14 protein-coding genes are annotated in these 16,232 nt (G+C 74.1%); 10 read left to right on the forward strand and 4 right to left on the reverse strand.

Annotation, left to right across the window (positions count from 1 at the left end; all coding sequences use genetic code 11):
• Positions 1–13: 13 nt before the first annotated feature.
• Positions 14–1,198: a cytochrome P450 gene (locus ACTFAP_RS01270; protein ID WP_495683167.1), complete on the forward strand. Its 1,185-nt coding sequence runs from the start codon at positions 14–16 to the stop codon at positions 1,196–1,198.
• Between the two features lie 49 nt (positions 1,199–1,247).
• Here ACTFAP_RS01270 and ACTFAP_RS01275 read toward each other — a convergent pair whose 3' ends face one another.
• Complete coding sequence (locus ACTFAP_RS01275; protein WP_495683168.1) at positions 1,248–1,769, reverse strand: hypothetical protein; 522 nt, start codon at positions 1,767–1,769, stop codon at positions 1,248–1,250.
• 434 nt (positions 1,770–2,203) lie between these two features.
• On the opposite strand from ACTFAP_RS01275, the gene dpgA reads away from it, so the two are divergent.
• Genes dpgA through ACTFAP_RS01320 form a run of 9 tightly spaced genes read left to right on the forward strand, consistent with a single transcriptional unit; the run spans position 2,204 to position 12,268 of the window.
• Complete coding sequence (gene dpgA, locus ACTFAP_RS01280) at positions 2,204–3,241, forward strand: 3,5-dihydroxyphenylacetyl-CoA synthase DpgA (protein WP_495685043.1); 1,038 nt, start codon at positions 2,204–2,206, stop codon at positions 3,239–3,241.
• Between the two features lie 27 nt (positions 3,242–3,268).
• Positions 3,269–3,940 carry an enoyl-CoA-hydratase DpgB gene (gene dpgB, locus ACTFAP_RS01285; protein ID WP_400011226.1) on the forward strand — a complete coding sequence of 224 codons (672 nt, stop codon included), beginning with the start codon at positions 3,269–3,271 and terminating at the stop codon, positions 3,938–3,940.
• Complete coding sequence (dpgC, locus tag ACTFAP_RS01290; RefSeq protein WP_500467999.1) at positions 3,937–5,274, forward strand: (3,5-dihydroxyphenyl)acetyl-CoA 1,2-dioxygenase DpgC; 1,338 nt, start codon at positions 3,937–3,939, stop codon at positions 5,272–5,274. Before dpgB ends, dpgC begins: the two co-directional genes overlap by 4 nt.
• On the forward strand, positions 5,271–6,917 hold the full coding sequence (locus tag ACTFAP_RS01295; RefSeq protein WP_500468000.1) for a thiamine pyrophosphate-binding protein: 1,647 nt from the start codon (positions 5,271–5,273) through the stop codon (positions 6,915–6,917). The genes dpgC and ACTFAP_RS01295 overlap by 4 nt, the downstream gene beginning before the upstream one ends.
• 15 nt (positions 6,918–6,932) lie before the next feature.
• A complete protein-coding gene (locus tag ACTFAP_RS01300) occupies positions 6,933–8,393 on the forward strand; it encodes a benzaldehyde dehydrogenase (protein WP_500468001.1) in 1,461 nt (486 codons plus the stop codon).
• Between the two features lie 23 nt (positions 8,394–8,416).
• Positions 8,417–8,848 carry a DoxX family protein gene (locus ACTFAP_RS01305; protein ID WP_390115283.1) on the forward strand — a complete coding sequence of 144 codons (432 nt, stop codon included), beginning with the start codon at positions 8,417–8,419 and terminating at the stop codon, positions 8,846–8,848.
• 39 nt (positions 8,849–8,887) lie between these two features.
• On the forward strand, positions 8,888–9,256 hold the full coding sequence (locus ACTFAP_RS01310; RefSeq protein ID WP_390115282.1) for a DoxX family protein: 369 nt from the start codon (positions 8,888–8,890) through the stop codon (positions 9,254–9,256).
• Between the two features lie 53 nt (positions 9,257–9,309).
• The gene (locus ACTFAP_RS01315; RefSeq protein ID WP_500468002.1) at positions 9,310–10,758 is read left to right on the forward strand and encodes an FAD-binding oxidoreductase; all 1,449 of its coding nucleotides are present in this window, start codon (positions 9,310–9,312) and stop codon (positions 10,756–10,758) included.
• 16 nt (positions 10,759–10,774) lie between these two features.
• The gene (locus ACTFAP_RS01320; RefSeq protein ID WP_500468003.1) at positions 10,775–12,268 is read left to right on the forward strand and encodes a class I SAM-dependent methyltransferase; all 1,494 of its coding nucleotides are present in this window, start codon (positions 10,775–10,777) and stop codon (positions 12,266–12,268) included.
• A gap of 71 nt (positions 12,269–12,339) precedes the next feature.
• Here ACTFAP_RS01320 and ACTFAP_RS01325 read toward each other — a convergent pair whose 3' ends face one another.
• The 3 genes from ACTFAP_RS01325 to ACTFAP_RS01335 all read right to left on the reverse strand — a co-directional run bounded on the left by ACTFAP_RS01325 (position 12,340) and on the right by ACTFAP_RS01335 (position 15,783).
• Positions 12,340–13,608 carry an MFS transporter gene (locus ACTFAP_RS01325; protein ID WP_495683176.1) on the reverse strand — a complete coding sequence of 423 codons (1,269 nt, stop codon included), beginning with the start codon at positions 13,606–13,608 and terminating at the stop codon, positions 12,340–12,342.
• Between the two features lie 66 nt (positions 13,609–13,674).
• On the reverse strand, positions 13,675–14,382 hold the full coding sequence (locus tag ACTFAP_RS01330) for a FadR/GntR family transcriptional regulator (protein WP_262834075.1): 708 nt from the start codon (positions 14,380–14,382) through the stop codon (positions 13,675–13,677).
• Between the two features lie 159 nt (positions 14,383–14,541).
• Entirely contained in the window at positions 14,542–15,783 is a 1,242-nt protein-coding gene (locus ACTFAP_RS01335) for an MFS transporter (RefSeq protein WP_495683177.1), read from the reverse strand.
• Between the last annotated feature and the right edge of the window lie 449 nt (positions 15,784–16,232).

A 16,232-nucleotide genomic window follows, 5' to 3' on the forward strand; every position in this document is an offset into this window, starting at 1 on the left:
GGGGAGCGGTGGCATGACACGAGCCGTGTCGTGGGCGGCGTCCGATCAGGACGAGGAACTGGCCCGGCTGCGGAAACTGCGGGACGAGTCGCCGGTGTGGCAGGACCCGGACACCGGGATCTGGCATGTGACGCGGTACGCGGATGTGGACGCCGCGCTCAGCGACTACGGGCGGCTCGCCTCGGACGTCAGTCCGGTCTTCCCCGAGGCCCCGCCGGTGCTCGACGGGCACATCGGGGCCATGGATCCGCCCCGGCACCGGCGGCTGCGCGGTCTGGTGAGCCGGGCCTTCACCGCCCGGTCGATCGCGCGGCTGGAGCCGCGGGTGGCGGAGCTGGCCGCAGGGCTGCTCGACCAGGCCGGTGACGGGGACGAGATCGAGCTGGTCGGGGCGCTGGCGCATCCGCTGCCGATGATCGTCATCGCGGAGCTGCTCGGCGTTCCGGTGGCCGACCGGGACCGGTTCGCGGTGTGGGCGGACGTCCTGTTCCAGCAGGGCGCGTTCGACCCCTCGGACGAGGAGCGGATGGCGGCGTCGGCCGCGAACATGCGCACCTTCCACTCCTATCTGTCGGAGCTGGTGGCCGAGCGGCGCAAGGAGCCGCGCGAGGACCTGGTGTCGGAGCTGGCCAGGGCGCAGGAGGGCGACGAGAGTCTCGGCGACGCGGAGATCACCGGCTTCGCCACGTTCCTGCTGCTGGCCGGACACATCACCTCCACGCTGGTGATCGCCAATACGCTGCTGGTTCTCGACGAGTCGCCGCTGTTGCAGGACGCGCTGCGGGCCGACCCGGAGCTGGTGCCGGCGGCGCTGGAGGAGATCGTGCGGTACCGCACCCCGATCAGGGCGGCACCGCGGCTGGCCACGGTGGACATCGACTACGACGGCACGGTGGTGCCGGCCGGCAGTCTGGTGTACCTGTCGCTGGAGTCCGCCAACCATGACGAGCGGGTTTTCGAGGATCCGGACCGCTGCCTCCCGCGGCGCTCCCCCAATCCGCACCTCAGTTTCGGCCGGGGCCTGCACTTCTGCCTCGGCGCGCCGCTGGCGCGGTTGGAGACGGCGGTGGCGACGCGGCTGCTGCTGAGCCGGTTCAGCTCGTTGCGCGTGGTGCCGGGGGCCGTTCCCGAGCGGCATGTCGAGCCGCATCTGAACGGCGTCCGGTCGCTGCGGGTGGCGGTCGAGCGGGCCACGTGACGCCGGCGGGCGTCAGGTGGTGCGAGGGCACCACCTGACGCCCGTTCGGTCAGATGACCACGGTCAGCGCGGCCACCTGGGTGGTGCCCCTCGGGGTGCACACCAGGTGCTCGTTCTGGGCGTTGATGGTTTCGAAGGCGCCGGGCCGGAAGGTCCACAGGCCCTTGGCGTCGGCGGTGAAGGTGGCCCGCGCACCGCTGAGGGTGAGCGGGTCCCCGGCGGGCGGCACGACCGGGTTGGTCAGCCCGGTCGCGGTGACGGTGCCGCTGCCGGCGCCGCCGGCGACGACCTGGATCGCGCCGTTGAGGCTGTTCGGCGGCAGGCCCTCGGGGGCCGGGCTGTGGGTGGTCACCTTCGCGTCGACGTGTATGGAGCCGCCGGGCCTGACGTGGTACGGAGCGGTCAGGGTGATGATGAAGTTGGCGTCGGCCTCACCGTAGGGCTCTTCGACGCAGTGGTATTCGACGTCCACGGCCACGGTGGTCCTGGGGCTGTCCGCCTGTGCGGGAGCAGCGCCCACAAGCGCCAGGGTCGCGGCGCCGGCGACCGCGGCGATTGTCGTGCGTAGCATCGGTTGTGCCTTCCTCGTTTCGGTCTCCACCAGTTGGCTTCCACGGGAAAATGGAAGGTGAGCTTCCGGAAGAAATTGGTGGTAATGCATTCGATCCCCGTTCAATCGTGGAATCTAGGCTGCCGACCGCTGGGCCTGTAAACCCCTACCCACCCCTCAATTCCCCCTAGGGCTCCCCAGCCGCTCACATTAATTGTGAGTCCTTTACTTAACCCCGCCCCGCATGCGGAGTACAGTCCGATCCGAACCACCCGGGTCCAACGTCGTTGCCCGCACTCGCTTTTCAGGTGATCCTCTCCGCTTTTCGAACCCGACGACATCACTACGGGAGCAGGCAGATGACCCAGACGACGACCGCGGAATTCGTTCCGGCCGTCGGCGCGCGTCCGCTGACCAGGACCGACACAGCGCCCCCGTCCACCACCACCCCGCGGATGGTGGGCGTGGGCACGGCGGTGCCACCGACGTCGTACTCCCAGCGGGAGTTGCTCGACGCGTTCCGGGTGACCGACCCGAAGATCCGGAGCGTCTTCCTCAACGGCTCCATCGAGCGGCGGCACCTGACCCTGCCGCCCCGGGCGCCGGACGGCACCATGCTGATCGAGTCGCAGGGCGAACTGCTGCGCAAACACCGCACCCAGGGCCTGGACATGGCGGCCCGGGCGCTGGGCGCGGCCCTGGAGAAGGCGGGCGCCGGCCTGGCCGATGTACGCCATCTGTGCTGTGTGACCTCCACCGGTTTCCTCACTCCGGGCTTCAGCGCCCTCCTGGTGCGCGAACTCGGCCTGCGGGAGGACACCGTCCGGCTGGATGTCGTCGGCATGGGCTGCAACGCCGGTCTCAACGGCCTCAGTTCCACCACCGGGTGGGCGCGTTCGCACCCCGGGGAGCTGGCCGTGATGGTGTGTGCCGAGGCGTGCTCGGCCGCCTACGTCTTCGACGGCACCATGCGGACCTCGGTGGTCAACAGCCTCTTCGGCGACGGCGCGGCGGCGGTCGCGGTGCTGGCCGGTGACGAGGACCCCCGGCCGGGGCCCGCGGTGCTGCGCGCCACCAGTCACATCATCACCGACGCGCTCGACGCGATGCGGTTCGACTGGGACGACGACCAGGGCCGGTTCAGCTTCTTCCTCGACCGGGACGTGCCCTACGTGGTGGGCGCGCACGCCGAACGGGTGGTGGACCGGCTGCTGGCGGGCACCGGCCTGCGCCGCGGCGACATCGGCCACTGGACGGTGCACTCCGGCGGGAAGAAGGTCATCGACGCGGTCATGGTCAACCTCGGCCTGACCCGCCACGACGTGCGGCACACCACCGGTGTGCTGCGCGACTACGGAAATCTGTCGAGCGGTTCCTTCCTGTTCTCCTACGCGCGTCTGCTGGACGAAGGAGTGGTACGGCCGGGTGACCACGGCGTCTTCATGACCATGGGCCCGGGCTCGACCATCGAGGCCGCACTGGTGCGCTACTGAGAGAGCGAGGGTGGAATGGCGTTCCCCATGAGTGAGAAGCGACCCGGGCAGGCAGCCCTGCCCACCGTCGGCAGCGACCGGACCCTGACCCCCGGTCTCATCGCCGAGCTGGCCGAGGTCTGCGACCGCGCCGAGGACGCGGGCGGCAGCACGCCCGTGGTGCTGCGGGTCGGGGCCGGCACGCCCGGCGGCGGCGCGGCCTGGCCCGGCACCTCGAAGATCTATCTGGTGAACAAGTGGGAGGGCGTCCTGCGGCGCCTGGAACGCCTGGGCACGGCCGTGATCGCCGTCGCCGAGGGCCACTGCACCGGACCCGCGCTGGAGGTGCTGCTGGCGTCCGACTACCGCATCGGCACCCCCGGCACGACGATCGCCGTGTACGAGCACTCCGCCACCCCGTGGCCCGGCATGGCGCTCCACCGGCTGGCCAACCAGCTGGGGGTGACCAGGGCGCGGTCCCTGGTGCTGTTCGGCTCCACGCTGGCGGCACCGCAGGCCGCGTCGGCCGGGCTGCTCGACGAGATCGCCGAGGACACCGACGCGGCGGTGGCGGCGGCCCGGCGGATCGCGGGCGGGCTGTCCGGCAGTGAACTCGCGCTGCGCCGACGCCTGTTGCTCGACGCCCCCAGCACCACGTTCGAGGACGCCCTGGGCGCCCATCTGGCGGCGTGCGACCGCACGCTGCGGAGGGCCTCATGACGGAGTTTCCCCCGGCTCCGCGGGTCACCGGTGATCTGCGGGCCGACGCGGCGGCGCTGCAGGCGCACGCCGGCCGCGCCGATGACCTGATCGCCGCCCTGCCCCCGAAGCCCGAACGGTCCCCCGCCGCACAGGAGTCGGCCGCCGTCGCGCACCGTTCCGCCCGGTTCGCCCGGCAGCGGTTCCTGCGCGCACACGCCGCCGCCGTGCACGCGCGGGCGGCCGACGGCGGAACCGGGCACCCCGCGCAGCTCGTGCGGACGGCCGCGCACGCCTTCCCCGGTCTGGTGCCCACCGAGGCGCAGCTCGACGGTGAACTCGGCCGCCGCCAGGCCGACAAAGAGGGCCGGGAGGTGGACCAGGGCATCTTCTTCCACGAGGTGCTCCGGCTCCCCGGCCCCGGGCGGCGGATCCTGGAGGCCGCCCTGCGGCCGACCCCCCGGGCACACGAGCTGCTGCCCGCCTTCGCCGCCGGCGGCTCCGTGGATTTGGGCACCGTACGGGTGGACCGCCGCGACGGCGTCGCCCACGTGACGATCCGCAACATCCACTGCCTCAACGCCGAGGACAACGCGCTCGCCGCGGACCTGGAGACGGCGGTCGACCTGGTGCTGCTGGACGACGCCAGCGGCGTCGGCGTCCTGCGCGGCGCGCGGATGACGCACCCGAAGTACGCCGGGCGCCGGGTCTTCAGCGCGGGCATCAACCTCAAGGAACTGCACGCGGGCCGGATCTCGTACGTGGACTTCCTGCTGGGGCGCGAGCTGGGCCTGGTCAACAAGTTGTGCCGCGGCGTGCTGCGCGAGGAGACCGAGGACACCTGGCCGCACGCGGCCCTCGCCAAGCCGTGGCTGGGCGCCGTGGACACCTTAGCCATCGGCGGCGGCATGCAGATCACCCTCGTCCTGGACCGGGTCCTCGCCGCGTCCGACGCGTACTTCAGCCTGCCCGCCGCGAAGGAGGGCATCGTGCCCGGCGCGGGCAATCTGCGGCTGCGCCGGCTGGCCGGCGGGCGGCTGGCCCGGCAGATCGTGCTGTGGGGCCGGCGGATCGCCGCCACTGACCCCGAGGGAGCGCTGTTCGCCGACGCCGTCCTCGCACCGGACGAACTGGACGCGGCCGTCCGGCACGAGGCGCCCCTGCTGGCCGGCGCCGCGGTCACCGCGAACCGGCGGATGCTGGTGGCGGCCGAGGAGCCGCTGGACGCGTTCCGTTCCTACGCCGCGGAGTTCGCGCTCGCCCAGGCGCTGCGGCTGTACAGCGAGGATGTGCTGACGAAGGTCGGCCGGTTCGCCACCGGCGAGCGCGACACGGCGGCGGCGGGCGCCCGATGAAGCCCGTGGAGGCGCTGCTGCGGGTGCTGCGCGAGGAGGGCGTCAGCAAGGTGTTCGGCAACCCCGGCACCACCGAACTGCCCTTCCTGGACGCCGTGGTGGGCGCACCCGACCTGGAGTACGTGCTGGGCGTGCACGAGGGCGCGGTGGTCGCGCTGGCCGACGGGTACGCCCGGGCCACCCGGCGCCCCGCCTTCGTCAGCCTGCATGTGGCGGCAGGCCTCGCCAACGGCCTCGCCGGGCTGCTCAACGCCTCCCGCTCCCGTACCCCGCTGGTGGTGACCGCCGGTCAGCAGGACCGCCGGCATCTGGCGCAGGACCCGATGCTCTCCGGCGACCTGGTCGGCCTGGCCCGGTCCGCCGTCAAGCACACCTTCGACGTACGGCACGCCCACGATCTGCCGCTGGCGCTGCGCCGGGCGTTCGCGCTCGCGGTACGGCCGCCGGCCGGCCCGGTGTTCCTGTCGATCCCGATGGACCTGCTGGCCGAGGACACCGACGTCGAGCTGCCCGCCAGGTCCGCTCCCCCGCCGCCCTCGGTGGCCGGCGGCGTCCCCAGGGCGGCCGGACTGCTGGCCGCCGCGTCCCGCCCGGCCGTGGTCGCGGGCGACGGGGTGGGCAGGGACGGCGCGGTCGCCGAACTGGTCGCGGTCGCCGAGGCGCTGGGCGCCACCGTCTTCCACCAGCCGATGCACGACCGGATGGACTTCCCCGGCACCCACCCGCTGCACGCCGGGGCGCTCGCCCCCACCCACGCGGCCATCCGGGAGGCGCTGGCCCCGCACGACGTGGTGCTGATCGCCGGCTGCCACGCGTTCATGGCGCACCACTACACCCCGGGCCCGGCCATCCCGGGGTCCACCAGCGTGGTCCAGCTGGACAGCGACCCGGACGAGATCGGCCGCAACTTCGCCGTCGCCCAGGGGATGGTCGGCGATCTGCCCGCCACCCTCGCGGAGCTCGCCCGGGAGCTGACCGGCCGGGTCCCCGCGGCGGCCGGGCGCGCGCGGGAGGCGGGGCGGCGGCACGCCGAACGGCGCGCGGCCCACCGCTCCGCCGCGCTCGCCGCGGTCGCCAAGGCCCCGATGGACGCGCGCGCCGCCGCGCTGGCGGTGGCCGACGCGCTGCCCCCGGAGGCGATCCTGCTGGAGGAGGCCATCACCACCGGCGTGGCGCTGCGCCCACTCCTGCGGCTGGAACGGCCGGACGCCTTCGTGCACACGGTGGGCGGCGGCCTGGGCGCGGGCATCGGGATGGCGGTGGGCACCGCGCTGGGCAGCCCCGGCCGGCCCGTGGTGGCGCTGCTCGGCGACGGGTGCGCGCTGTTCGGGCTCCAGGGGCTGTGGAACGCGGCGCGCCTGGGACTGCCGGTGACCTTCGTCATCGCCAGCAACGGGGAGTACCGCACGCTGAAGGAGACCCTCGACGGCTGGGGCAGCCGGGCGACGGCCGCCCGCCACTACCCGGGGCTCGATCTGGCGCCGCCCCACCTGGACTTCACCGTGGCCGCCGCGTTCTTCGGCGTGGACGCGCTGCGGGTGACCGACCGTGACGAGCTGGCCGAGGTGGTGGCGGGAGCCGCGCACCGCACCGGCCCGCTGCTGGTGGATGTGCCGGTCCTCGGCCACACGCCGCCGGCCTGAACAGGCTGGAGACCCATGGGCAAGGTGTTCGAACCCGACGATGTGGCGGGCCGGATCTTCGACGGCACGTGGCGGGAGGCCGGCGGCGGACCGCTGGAGGTGACCGAGCCGGCCACCGGCGCACGGCTGGCCGTGGTGGGCAACGCCACCGCCGCGGACGTACGCACCGCGGTCGCGGCGGCCTCGGCCGCGCAGCCGGCGTGGGCGGAGCGCCCCGCCGGCGAACGGGCGGCCGTGCTGCGCCGTGCCGCGCTGGTCCTGGAGGACGGTGCCGGGGAGGTCGCCCGGTGGCTGATCAGGGAGGGCGGCGCGACCCGGGCCAAGGCGGAGTTCGAGATCCGCTCGGTGCTGGACGAACTGTGGACGGCGGCGTCGCTGCCCACCGGCCCGCACGGGGTGCTGCTGCCCCCCGACGACGGCGCGCGCAGCGAGGGCAGGCGGCTGCCGGTCGGCGTGGTCGGGGTGATCAGCCCGTGGAACTTCCCCCTGGTGCTGTCCCTGCGCGCGGTCGCCCCCGCGCTCGCCCTGGGCAACGCGGTGGTGCTCAAACCCGACCCGCGCACGGCGGTCTCCGGCGGCGTGGTGCCCGCGTGGATCTTCCAGGAGGCCGGGCTGCCCCCGGGGCTGCTGCACGTGCTGCCGGGCGGGCCGGAGGCCGGCGCCGCGCTGACCGCCGACCCGGGCACGGACATGATCGCGTTCACCGGATCGACCGCGGTCGGCCGCGAGGTCGGCGCCACCGCCGGGCGGCTGCTCAAGCGGGTGTCGCTGGAACTGGGCGGCAACAACGCGCTGATCGTGCTGGAGGACGCCGATGTGGAGGCGGCCAGTTCGGCCGGGGCCTTCGGCTCGTTCCTGCACCAGGGCCAGGTGTGCATGACGACCGGCCGGCACATCGTCGTCGCGTCGGTGGCCGAGGAGTACGTGGAACGGCTGGTGCGGCGGGCACGGGCGCTGCGCGTCGGTGACCCGGCGACCGAGGACGTCGCGCTGGGGCCGGTGATCGACGCCGGCCAACTGCGCCGGATCGACTCCCTGGTGCGCGCCTCGGTGGCGGCCGGGGCCGAGGTGCGGTGCGGCGGCACCCACGAGGGCCTCTTCTACCGGCCGACCGTGCTGACCGGGGTGACCCGCGAGATGCCGGTCTTCCGCGAGGAGATCTTCGGTCCGGTCGCACCGGTGATCGTCGTCGCGGACGAGGAGGAGGCGCTGGCCGTCGCCCGGGACAGCGAACATGGGCTCGTGGCCGCCGTGCACACCGGTTCCGCCGAGCGCGGCCGGGCGCTGGCCGACCGGTTGCCCACCGGCATCGTGCACGTCAACGGGCAGACGGTGAACGACAACGCGCACGTCCCGTTCGGCGGGCGCGGGGCCTCGGGGAACGGCACCCGGTTCGGTGCCGGGCACAGCTGGGACGCCTTCACCGAGTGGCAGTGGCTGACCGTGCGGGAGACCGCGCCCGTGTACCCGTTCTAGGTTTCGACGAAGGAGTGCTGATCGTGGAGAGAGTACGTGAGGTGTCCCTGCTGCTGGCCCGGGTGCTGGTGGGGATCGTGTTCATCGCGCACGGCAAGCTGAAACTGGAGAACTCCGAGATGGGCCCCGCCGCGTTCGAGGCGATGGACATCCCGCTGCCCACCCTGGCGTTCTGGTTCACCTCGCTGGCCGAGGTCATCGGCGGCGCGGCGTTCATCGTCGGCCTGGCCCTGCCCGCCGTCGGCGCGCTGTTCGGCCTGGTGACGCTCGGGGCGCTGTACTTCGTGCACCGTTCGAACGGCTTCTGGGCCGAGGGCGGCGGCTACGAGTACGTGCTGGTGCTGGCGTTCGTGTCGGTGGCGCTGGGCGTCACCGCCCACCGGTGGTCGCTCGACGAACTGATCGCCGCCCGCCGCGACCGTACCCGGGCCACGCCCGTACCGGTCCGTCACTGACGGGGCGGCGGGAACGGTGAACGGTCCGGGAGGGTCGCGATGAACGTGGTGCTGTGGGTGGTGTCCGGCGGGCTGGCCCTGCTGTATGTCGTCGCCGGGACGATCAAGGTGGTGCTCCGGCGCGAGCGGATGCTCGCCCACGAGAACCTGGCGTGGATGAACGACTTCTCGGCCGGCGCCGTGCGGACGATCGCGTCGCTGGAGGTGCTGGGCGGACTCGGCCTCGTCCTGCCGCAGGCGACCGGGATCGCGCCGGTGCTGACCCCGCTGGCCGCCACCGGGCTGGCCCTGCTGCAGCTGGGCGCCGCGCTGGTGCACCGGGGCCGGGGCGAGTACCGCTCCATTCCGCCCAACCTCGTCCTGGCCGCGCTGGCGGCGTTCGTGGCGATCGGCCGCTTCGCCGGCTGAGCCGGCCGGCGCGCGGCGACGCCCGCGTCACTACGGAGGGAGACACGCACACCATGGCAACCGAGGGAGCGACCGTGGACTGGGAAGCCCTTGACGCACGGCTGGCCGGCGAGGTGGTGCTGCCCGGCGCCCCCGCCTACGAGTCGGCACGGCAGCTCCAGCACTCCGAGTTCGACGCGGTACGGCCCCGGGCCGTCGTCCGCTGCGCCACGGAGGGGGACGTCCGGGCGGCGGTGGACTTCGCGCGGGAGAACGGCCTGCCGCTGACGCCGCGCAGTGGCCGCCACTCGTTCACCGGCTGGTCCACCACGACCGGGCTGGTCCTGGACCTGGAACGGCTCGACCGGGTCACACCGACCGGTGCCGCCACCGTGCTCCTGGGCCCCGGCGCCCAGTCGGTGGACGTGGTGGAGGCGCTCGCGCCGCACGGCCTGCAGGTGGCCACCGGGATCTGTCCCACGGTGTGCGCCGGCGGCTATCTGTCCGGCGGCGGGATCGGCTTCCAGGCGCGCGCGTTCGGGGTGGCCAGCGACCGGCTGGTCTCGGCCCGGGTGGTGCTCGCGGACGGCCGGGCGGTGCGCTGTTCGGCCGAGGAGGAGCCCGAGCTGTTCTGGGCGCTGCGCGGCGGCGGTGGCGGCAACTTCGGGGTGGTCACCGAGTTCGAGGTGCGCCCCACCACGGTGCCGGTGATGACCAACTTCACCGCGATGTGGGGCTGGGACCAGGCCCTGGACGTGATGGACGCCTGGCCGCGGTGGCTGGCCGGTGCCCCGCGCGGGATCGGCGCGGAGGTGGGCGTCTTCCTGCCGGACGCCGCCCCGTCCGCGACTCCGGTGCTGATGATGGTCGGCGCCCACCACGGGCCGCGCGCCGAGGCCGAGAAGGCCCTCGGGGAGTTGTTCGCCGCGTCGGGCGCCGCCCCGCAGGCGCTGGACCTGCAGGACGAACTGCCGTACGCGGCGGCCATGATGCGGCTCTACCGGACCGAGGGGATGTCACCGCGGCAGCGCCGCCGGGCCGGTGACAACCCGGAGGCGGTGCTGCCGCGCCAGGGTTTCGTCCGCGAACGGCACCGGATGATGACCGAGGCGCTGCCCCGTGACGCGCTGGCCGCCGCGCTCACGGCGTTCGACACCGACCGGTGTTCCGGACAGCTGCGGTACTTCGCGTTCACCGCGCTCGGCGGGGCCGTCAACGAGACGCCCGCGGACGCGACCGCCTATGTGCACCGCGACACGCAGTTGCTGGCCAAGTTCACGCTCGGCGGTGACGAGCCGCCGGCCGACGCGGCGGCCGAGGCCGGGGCGCGGGCCTGGGTGGACCGCGGCTTCGACCTGATCGATCCGCACTCCAACGGCCACTGCTACATCAACACCCCGGACCCCGACCTGACGGACTGGCAGTGGGCCTACTACGGGACGAATTACCCGCGGCTGGTGGAGGCGAAGCGGACGTACGATCCGCACGGCCTCTTCCGCTTCCCGCAGGGCATCGGCGGCTGACCGGAGGGATCCATCCATGCTCGTGCGACAGCTCGACGCCCTGCTGCACGGCCCCGCCGACGGTCTTCCCCGGGCGCTGCGCGACCTGTTCGCCGCGCTCCCGGGAGACGACCCGACGGCGGACGGCGGAGCGGGGGACGGCGGGGCCGCGGACGCCGCGGCCGTGCTGACCGGGGCGCTGCCCACCCTGCCCGCCGCCCGGCAGCCGCACGTGGTGCTCGCGCTCGGGCTGCTCGCGGACGGCGAGGACCCGGACGTCCTGGCGGTGCTGGGGAAGGCGGTGCCGGAGTATCTGGCGCTGCTGCCCGGCGCCGGCCGGCCGCTGTCGCGGGCGCTGCTCCATCTCCTCGGGCACTTCCCCGAGCACCGCGCACGCATCGTGCAGGCGTGCCGGGACGCCGGCGTGGGCCCGGGCGAGATGAGCCGGCTGGAACGTGCGCTGGCGGACCTGGACCCCGCCGCGCCGGTGATCGGCCGGGTGTGGCCGGCGCCGCTGGCCTGGCCGCTGAGCGCGCGGGAGCGCGCCGGGCACCTGGAGTGGGCGCGCTCGCTGCCCGCCACGGCGGTGGCCGCGGCCTGGCACAACGACACCCGTACGCTGCACGCCTACGCGGGGGCGAGGGCGCTGTGGGCCGCCGAGTCCGGCCGGGACGCGCCCGCGACCGCGTCGGAGCCCACGCCCCCCGCACCGTCGGCCGCACCCGTCCCGCGCCCGGCGGCGGGCTCAGGACCGGCCGGCTGGGACCGCTTCGCCGGCACCCTGTGCTGCCCGCACTGCCGCTCACCGCTGGCCGCCGAGGGCGGTGCTGCCCGCTGCACCGGCTGCGCAGCCGTGTACGACGCACGCCGCCGGGGTCATCTGGATCTGGGCGCCGACAGCGGGCCGGGCGAGGCCATGGCCCGGGTGGCGGCGGCGCACTACGAGAGCGCGCTGCGCCCGGCCGTCCTGCGGCTGACCGGCGGGAACTGGGACGGCGCCCTCACCCCGGACGACGAGGACCGCTACCTGAGGGCGTCGGTCCGGCCGGCGCCGGGGCCGATCGTGGACGTCGGCTGCGGTCCGGGCCGCTGGACGGCCGTGCTCGCGGCGGCGTTCGGCCAGGACCGCGTCATCGCCCTGGACAGTTCCCCCGCGATGCTCGACCGGGTCGGCGCGCTGCTCCCGGACGTCCTGCGGCTCCGGGGCGACGCGCTGCGTCTTCCGTTCACGGACGCGAGCGTGGGCGCGGTGAACTGCTGGAACACGCTGCAGGCGCTGCCGGACCCGGCCCTGGCCATCACGGAGGCCGCCCGCTGTCTGCGCCCCGGCGGCACCTTCACCCTGCTGACCTTCCGCCCCTCGCCGGACCCGGTGTACGCCCACTTCCAGCGCCGGCTGACGGTGGCCACCTTCGACCCCGGCGAGGTGATCTCCTGGCTCACGGCCGCCGGCCTGACGGTCACCGACACGACCACCCCCGGCACCCTGCTCCTCCTGACCGCCACCCGGAACCCCGACCGGACCCGCTGACGGGCCGGCCCGATCGGCTCAGGGGCGACACGGGCCCGGACCTACGGTGGCGGGCCGGTCCGGCGGGCGGGTCAGATCCGGCGGTCGCGGCCCGCGCCCAGGGCCAGCAGCATCAGACCGCAGCACACCAGCAGCAGGGCGGTCAGCGGCACGGTCCAGCCGCCGGTCGCCTGGTGCAGGGCGCCCAGGACGAAGGGGCCGAGCGAGGCCAGCAGGTAGCCCCAGGTCTGGGACATCCCCGAGAGCCGGGCGGCGGTGTGCGCGTCCCGGGTGCGCAGCACGATCAGCGTGAGCGCGAGCCCCAGCGTGCCGCCCTGGCCGATGCCCAGCAGTACGGCCCACAGCCAGGCGCCGCCCACCGGGTTGATCAGCAGACCCGCCACGCCCGCGGCCATCAGGCCCGCCGTGACGGCGCCCAGTGCCCGCTGGCGCCGCATGCGCCCGGCCAGCACCGGCACCAGGAGCGAGCCGCTCATCTGCACCAGGGTGCTGAAGGCGAAGACCAGGCCGGCCTCCCCCTTGTCCATGCCGTGGTCGCTCAGCACCGTGGGCAGCCACGCGATCACCACATAGGCGACCAGGGACTGACCCCCCATGAACAGGGTGATCTGCCAGGCCAGCGGCAGGGAGGTCAGGCGCGGTCCGGGGCGCGGCGCCGGATGCCGCCCGGCCGCCGCCGCGGGGGTCCCGCCCTTGCGGGCGAGCACGACATGGGGCAGCCACAGCAGGGCGGAGAGCCCGGCCAGCAGCGACCAGGAGACGAACGGCCCCTGCCAGCCACCGAGCGCCCGCTCCAGCGGTACGGCGGTGGCCGAGGACACCGTCGCGCCCAGGATCATGGTCGTGGAGTACAGCGCCGTCATGGGCGCGACGTGGTCGGGGAAGTCGCGCTTGATGAGCCCCGGCATCAGCACGTTGAGCAGCGCGATCGCCGTGCCGACCAGGATCCCGCCGGCGAACAGCGCGATCACGGGGGGCGCGACGCGTACCAGGATTCCCCCGCACAGCAGCACCAGCGCCCCGAACAGCACCGCCTCCGTCCCGCGGCGGGCGGCCAGCCTCGGGGCCACGAGTGACCCCAGTCCCATGAAGATCAGTGGCACGGTGGTGACCAGCCCCCCGGCGGTGGCCGACAGCCCGAAGTGGTCCCCGATGTCGGTAAGCAGCGGGGAGACTCCGGCCACGGCCACCCGCATGTTGAGCGCCGCGAGCACGATGCCCAGCAGCACCAGTCCGCGGTGCGGGAGCGCCGGCCGCCGCGTGGGCCGGAGGGCCGGTGGCGGGGCGGGGAGGTCCTGTCCGGCATCGATCAGGGGTATGCCGGGCCGTGCTTGTGACAACGTGCGTCACCTTTCCGTTCTGCGGGTTGCTGTCGGTACTGCCCCGGTCGGGGGCCACCGGGCCGGTCAGTCGTCGGCCAGCAATTCCTCGACCTGCCGGAGCGGTCGCTCCAGCAGTGCCCGGGACGCCGCTTCCGCCGCCGCGGGGTCTCCGCAGGCGATGGCGTCCAGCAGCGCCCGGTGATCGGCGTGGTTCACCCGCGCCATCTCCCGGTCCGCGAGGGAGGCCACCAGTGCCTCGCGCACGCTCGCGGCGAACCAGTCGTACAGCGCGGTCAGGGCGGTGTTCCGGGCCGCGTCGACGATGGCGCGGTGGAATGCCACGTCGTGGTCGGCGTACAGCTCGGTGTCCCCCGCGCCGGGGCCGTTCTCCTGCCGCAGGAGCAGTTGGGCGTCCAGGGCGGAGCGCATCCGCTCCAGGTCGGCGGGCTCGCGGCGCAGTGCGGCGAGCCGGGCGGCCTCGGCCTCCAGCGCGGTCCGCAGCTCCAGGACGTCCCGGATCGAGGACCGCTGGACGGCGCGCAGCGCGGACGCCGGGTCCGTGACGGAGACCACGAACGTCCCCTCTCCCTGGCGGGAGCGGAGCATCCCCGAGTGGACCAGGACGCGGACGGCCTCGCGGACCGTGTTCCGGCCGACCTGGAGGGTCTCGGCGAGCGCGTGCTCGGTGGGCAGCCGGTCCCCGACCGCCCACTCGCCGGAGGTCAGCTGCGCCCGCAGTTGTTCGACGACCGTGTCCACCAGCGACTGCCGTCCTGCGGCGTGCAGTGCCATGAGCGCCCCTCATCCAGACCGATCAGCTTCTTGCCCAGTCATCCTACAACCGGATATCCCGAAAACTGAAAGGGGATGGCAGGTGGACGGACCGGGGCACGACGGTGGACGTCGCGGGGCGGCCGGTCGCCGTGCGCGCCCCGGAGCGTCTCTTCGCCCTCAGTCAGGATCCGGAACGGAACCGTGCACCCTGAGCCGGTCCCGCAGAGCGGCGAGGGTGAGCAGCGCGAACAGCGTGCCCGCCATCGGGACCAGGAATCCGGCACCGTCCCACAGCCGGTCCTCCAGTTGTCCGGCCGTGGTGACGGCGATCGCCTGTCCGAGCGCGACCGCCCCGGTCAGCCAGGTGAAGGCCTCCGTACGCGCCCCGCCGGCGACCATGTCGCCGACCAGGGTGTATCCGGTGATGAGGGCGGGGGCGATGCACACGCCCACCAGGAGACCGAGGCCCGCCAGGACGAGGACGGAGTCCGTCGTCCACAGGCAGGACGCCGTGAGCGCCAGTGCCGCGTAGGCGCCGAGCAGGCGGTGCCGGGGGGCGGCCCTCCAGATGATCGCGCCGCACACGATGCCCGCGATCATGTTCCCGCCGGCGAAGACGCCGTAGAGGACACCGTTGAGCCCGGGCCGGCCGATGGATTCGGTGAACGCGGCGAGGGACACCTGCATGCCACCGAAGACCGATCCGATGCCGAGGAACGCGACCACCAGGACCTGCACCCCCGGCACCCGGATGGCACTACCCCGTGCCGCTCGGGCCCGCCGCGCGCGGACCACCGGTGGCTGCGTGCGCCGCTGCGCCGCGAACAGCAGTCCGCCGACCAGGGTCAGCGAGGCCTCCGCGACGAGGCCGGCGGCGGGTGTCACACCGGTGCACAGGGCGGTGGCGAGCAGCGGGCCGACGACGAACGTGAACTCGTCGGTGACGGATTCGAAGGCCGCCGCGGTGGGCGCCAGCGGCGAGTTCTTGAGCCGGACACTCCAGCGGGCCCGCACCATGGGGCCGATCTGGGGGACGCTGGCCCCGGTCGGTACGGCCACCGCGAACAGCGCCCACAGGGGTGCGTGGGACAGGGCGAGCCAGGTCAGGGTCAGTCCCGACAGCGCGTGGACCAGGACGCTGGGGACCAGGACCGCGCCCTGGCCGTACCGGTCGGTCAGCCGGCCCGCGAGGGGCGCGCACACCGCCATGGCCACCCCGGTGGTGGCCGCGACGGCGCCCGCGGCGCCGTAGGAGCCGGTGGTGTGCTGCACGAGCAGCACGATGGACAGGGTGAGCATGCCGAACGGCTGGCGTGCCGCGAAACCCGGCAGCAGGAACGTCCAGGCACCGCGCGTACGCAGCAGTTGTCCGTATCCGGGGCGGGGGGAGGTCGACGTCGGTGCGACCGTGGCTACCACGGCCCTTGCCTTTCTGCGGCCTGGTAGCGCGCCCGTGGCGGCGCCGAGAGCTGTCCTCTTGCGCTGAACTGCGGTAGATACCGGAGCTCGTCGAAGGGAGCATCCGGCCGCCATACGGTCGCGCCAGCTCTGCGTCAGGCAGAGGTGGTTCTGATCGGTGATCGTCAGCCTACCCGACCGCCCGGGGCCGGACCGGGGCCGTCCCCCGCCGTTCGGGCAGGCGGGAGGGGGTGCCGATGGCACCGGCGGGGTGTTGCGGCGAACACCGATCGCCGTCGACCCGGCACCGGTCACCGGGCACGGACGCTCCGACGGGGGGCGTGGTCATGGGGGCGGCCTGGGGCGCGCCGGGCAGCCGGGCCCGGATGGCTGCGGCTGCGCCGGGCCCCCTGACGCCTCGGCCGCCCCCACCCTCTTGACGGGGCATCGTCACGTCACTACGTTCGCCC

The organism is Streptomyces sp. PH9007 (genome assembly GCF_059813725.1).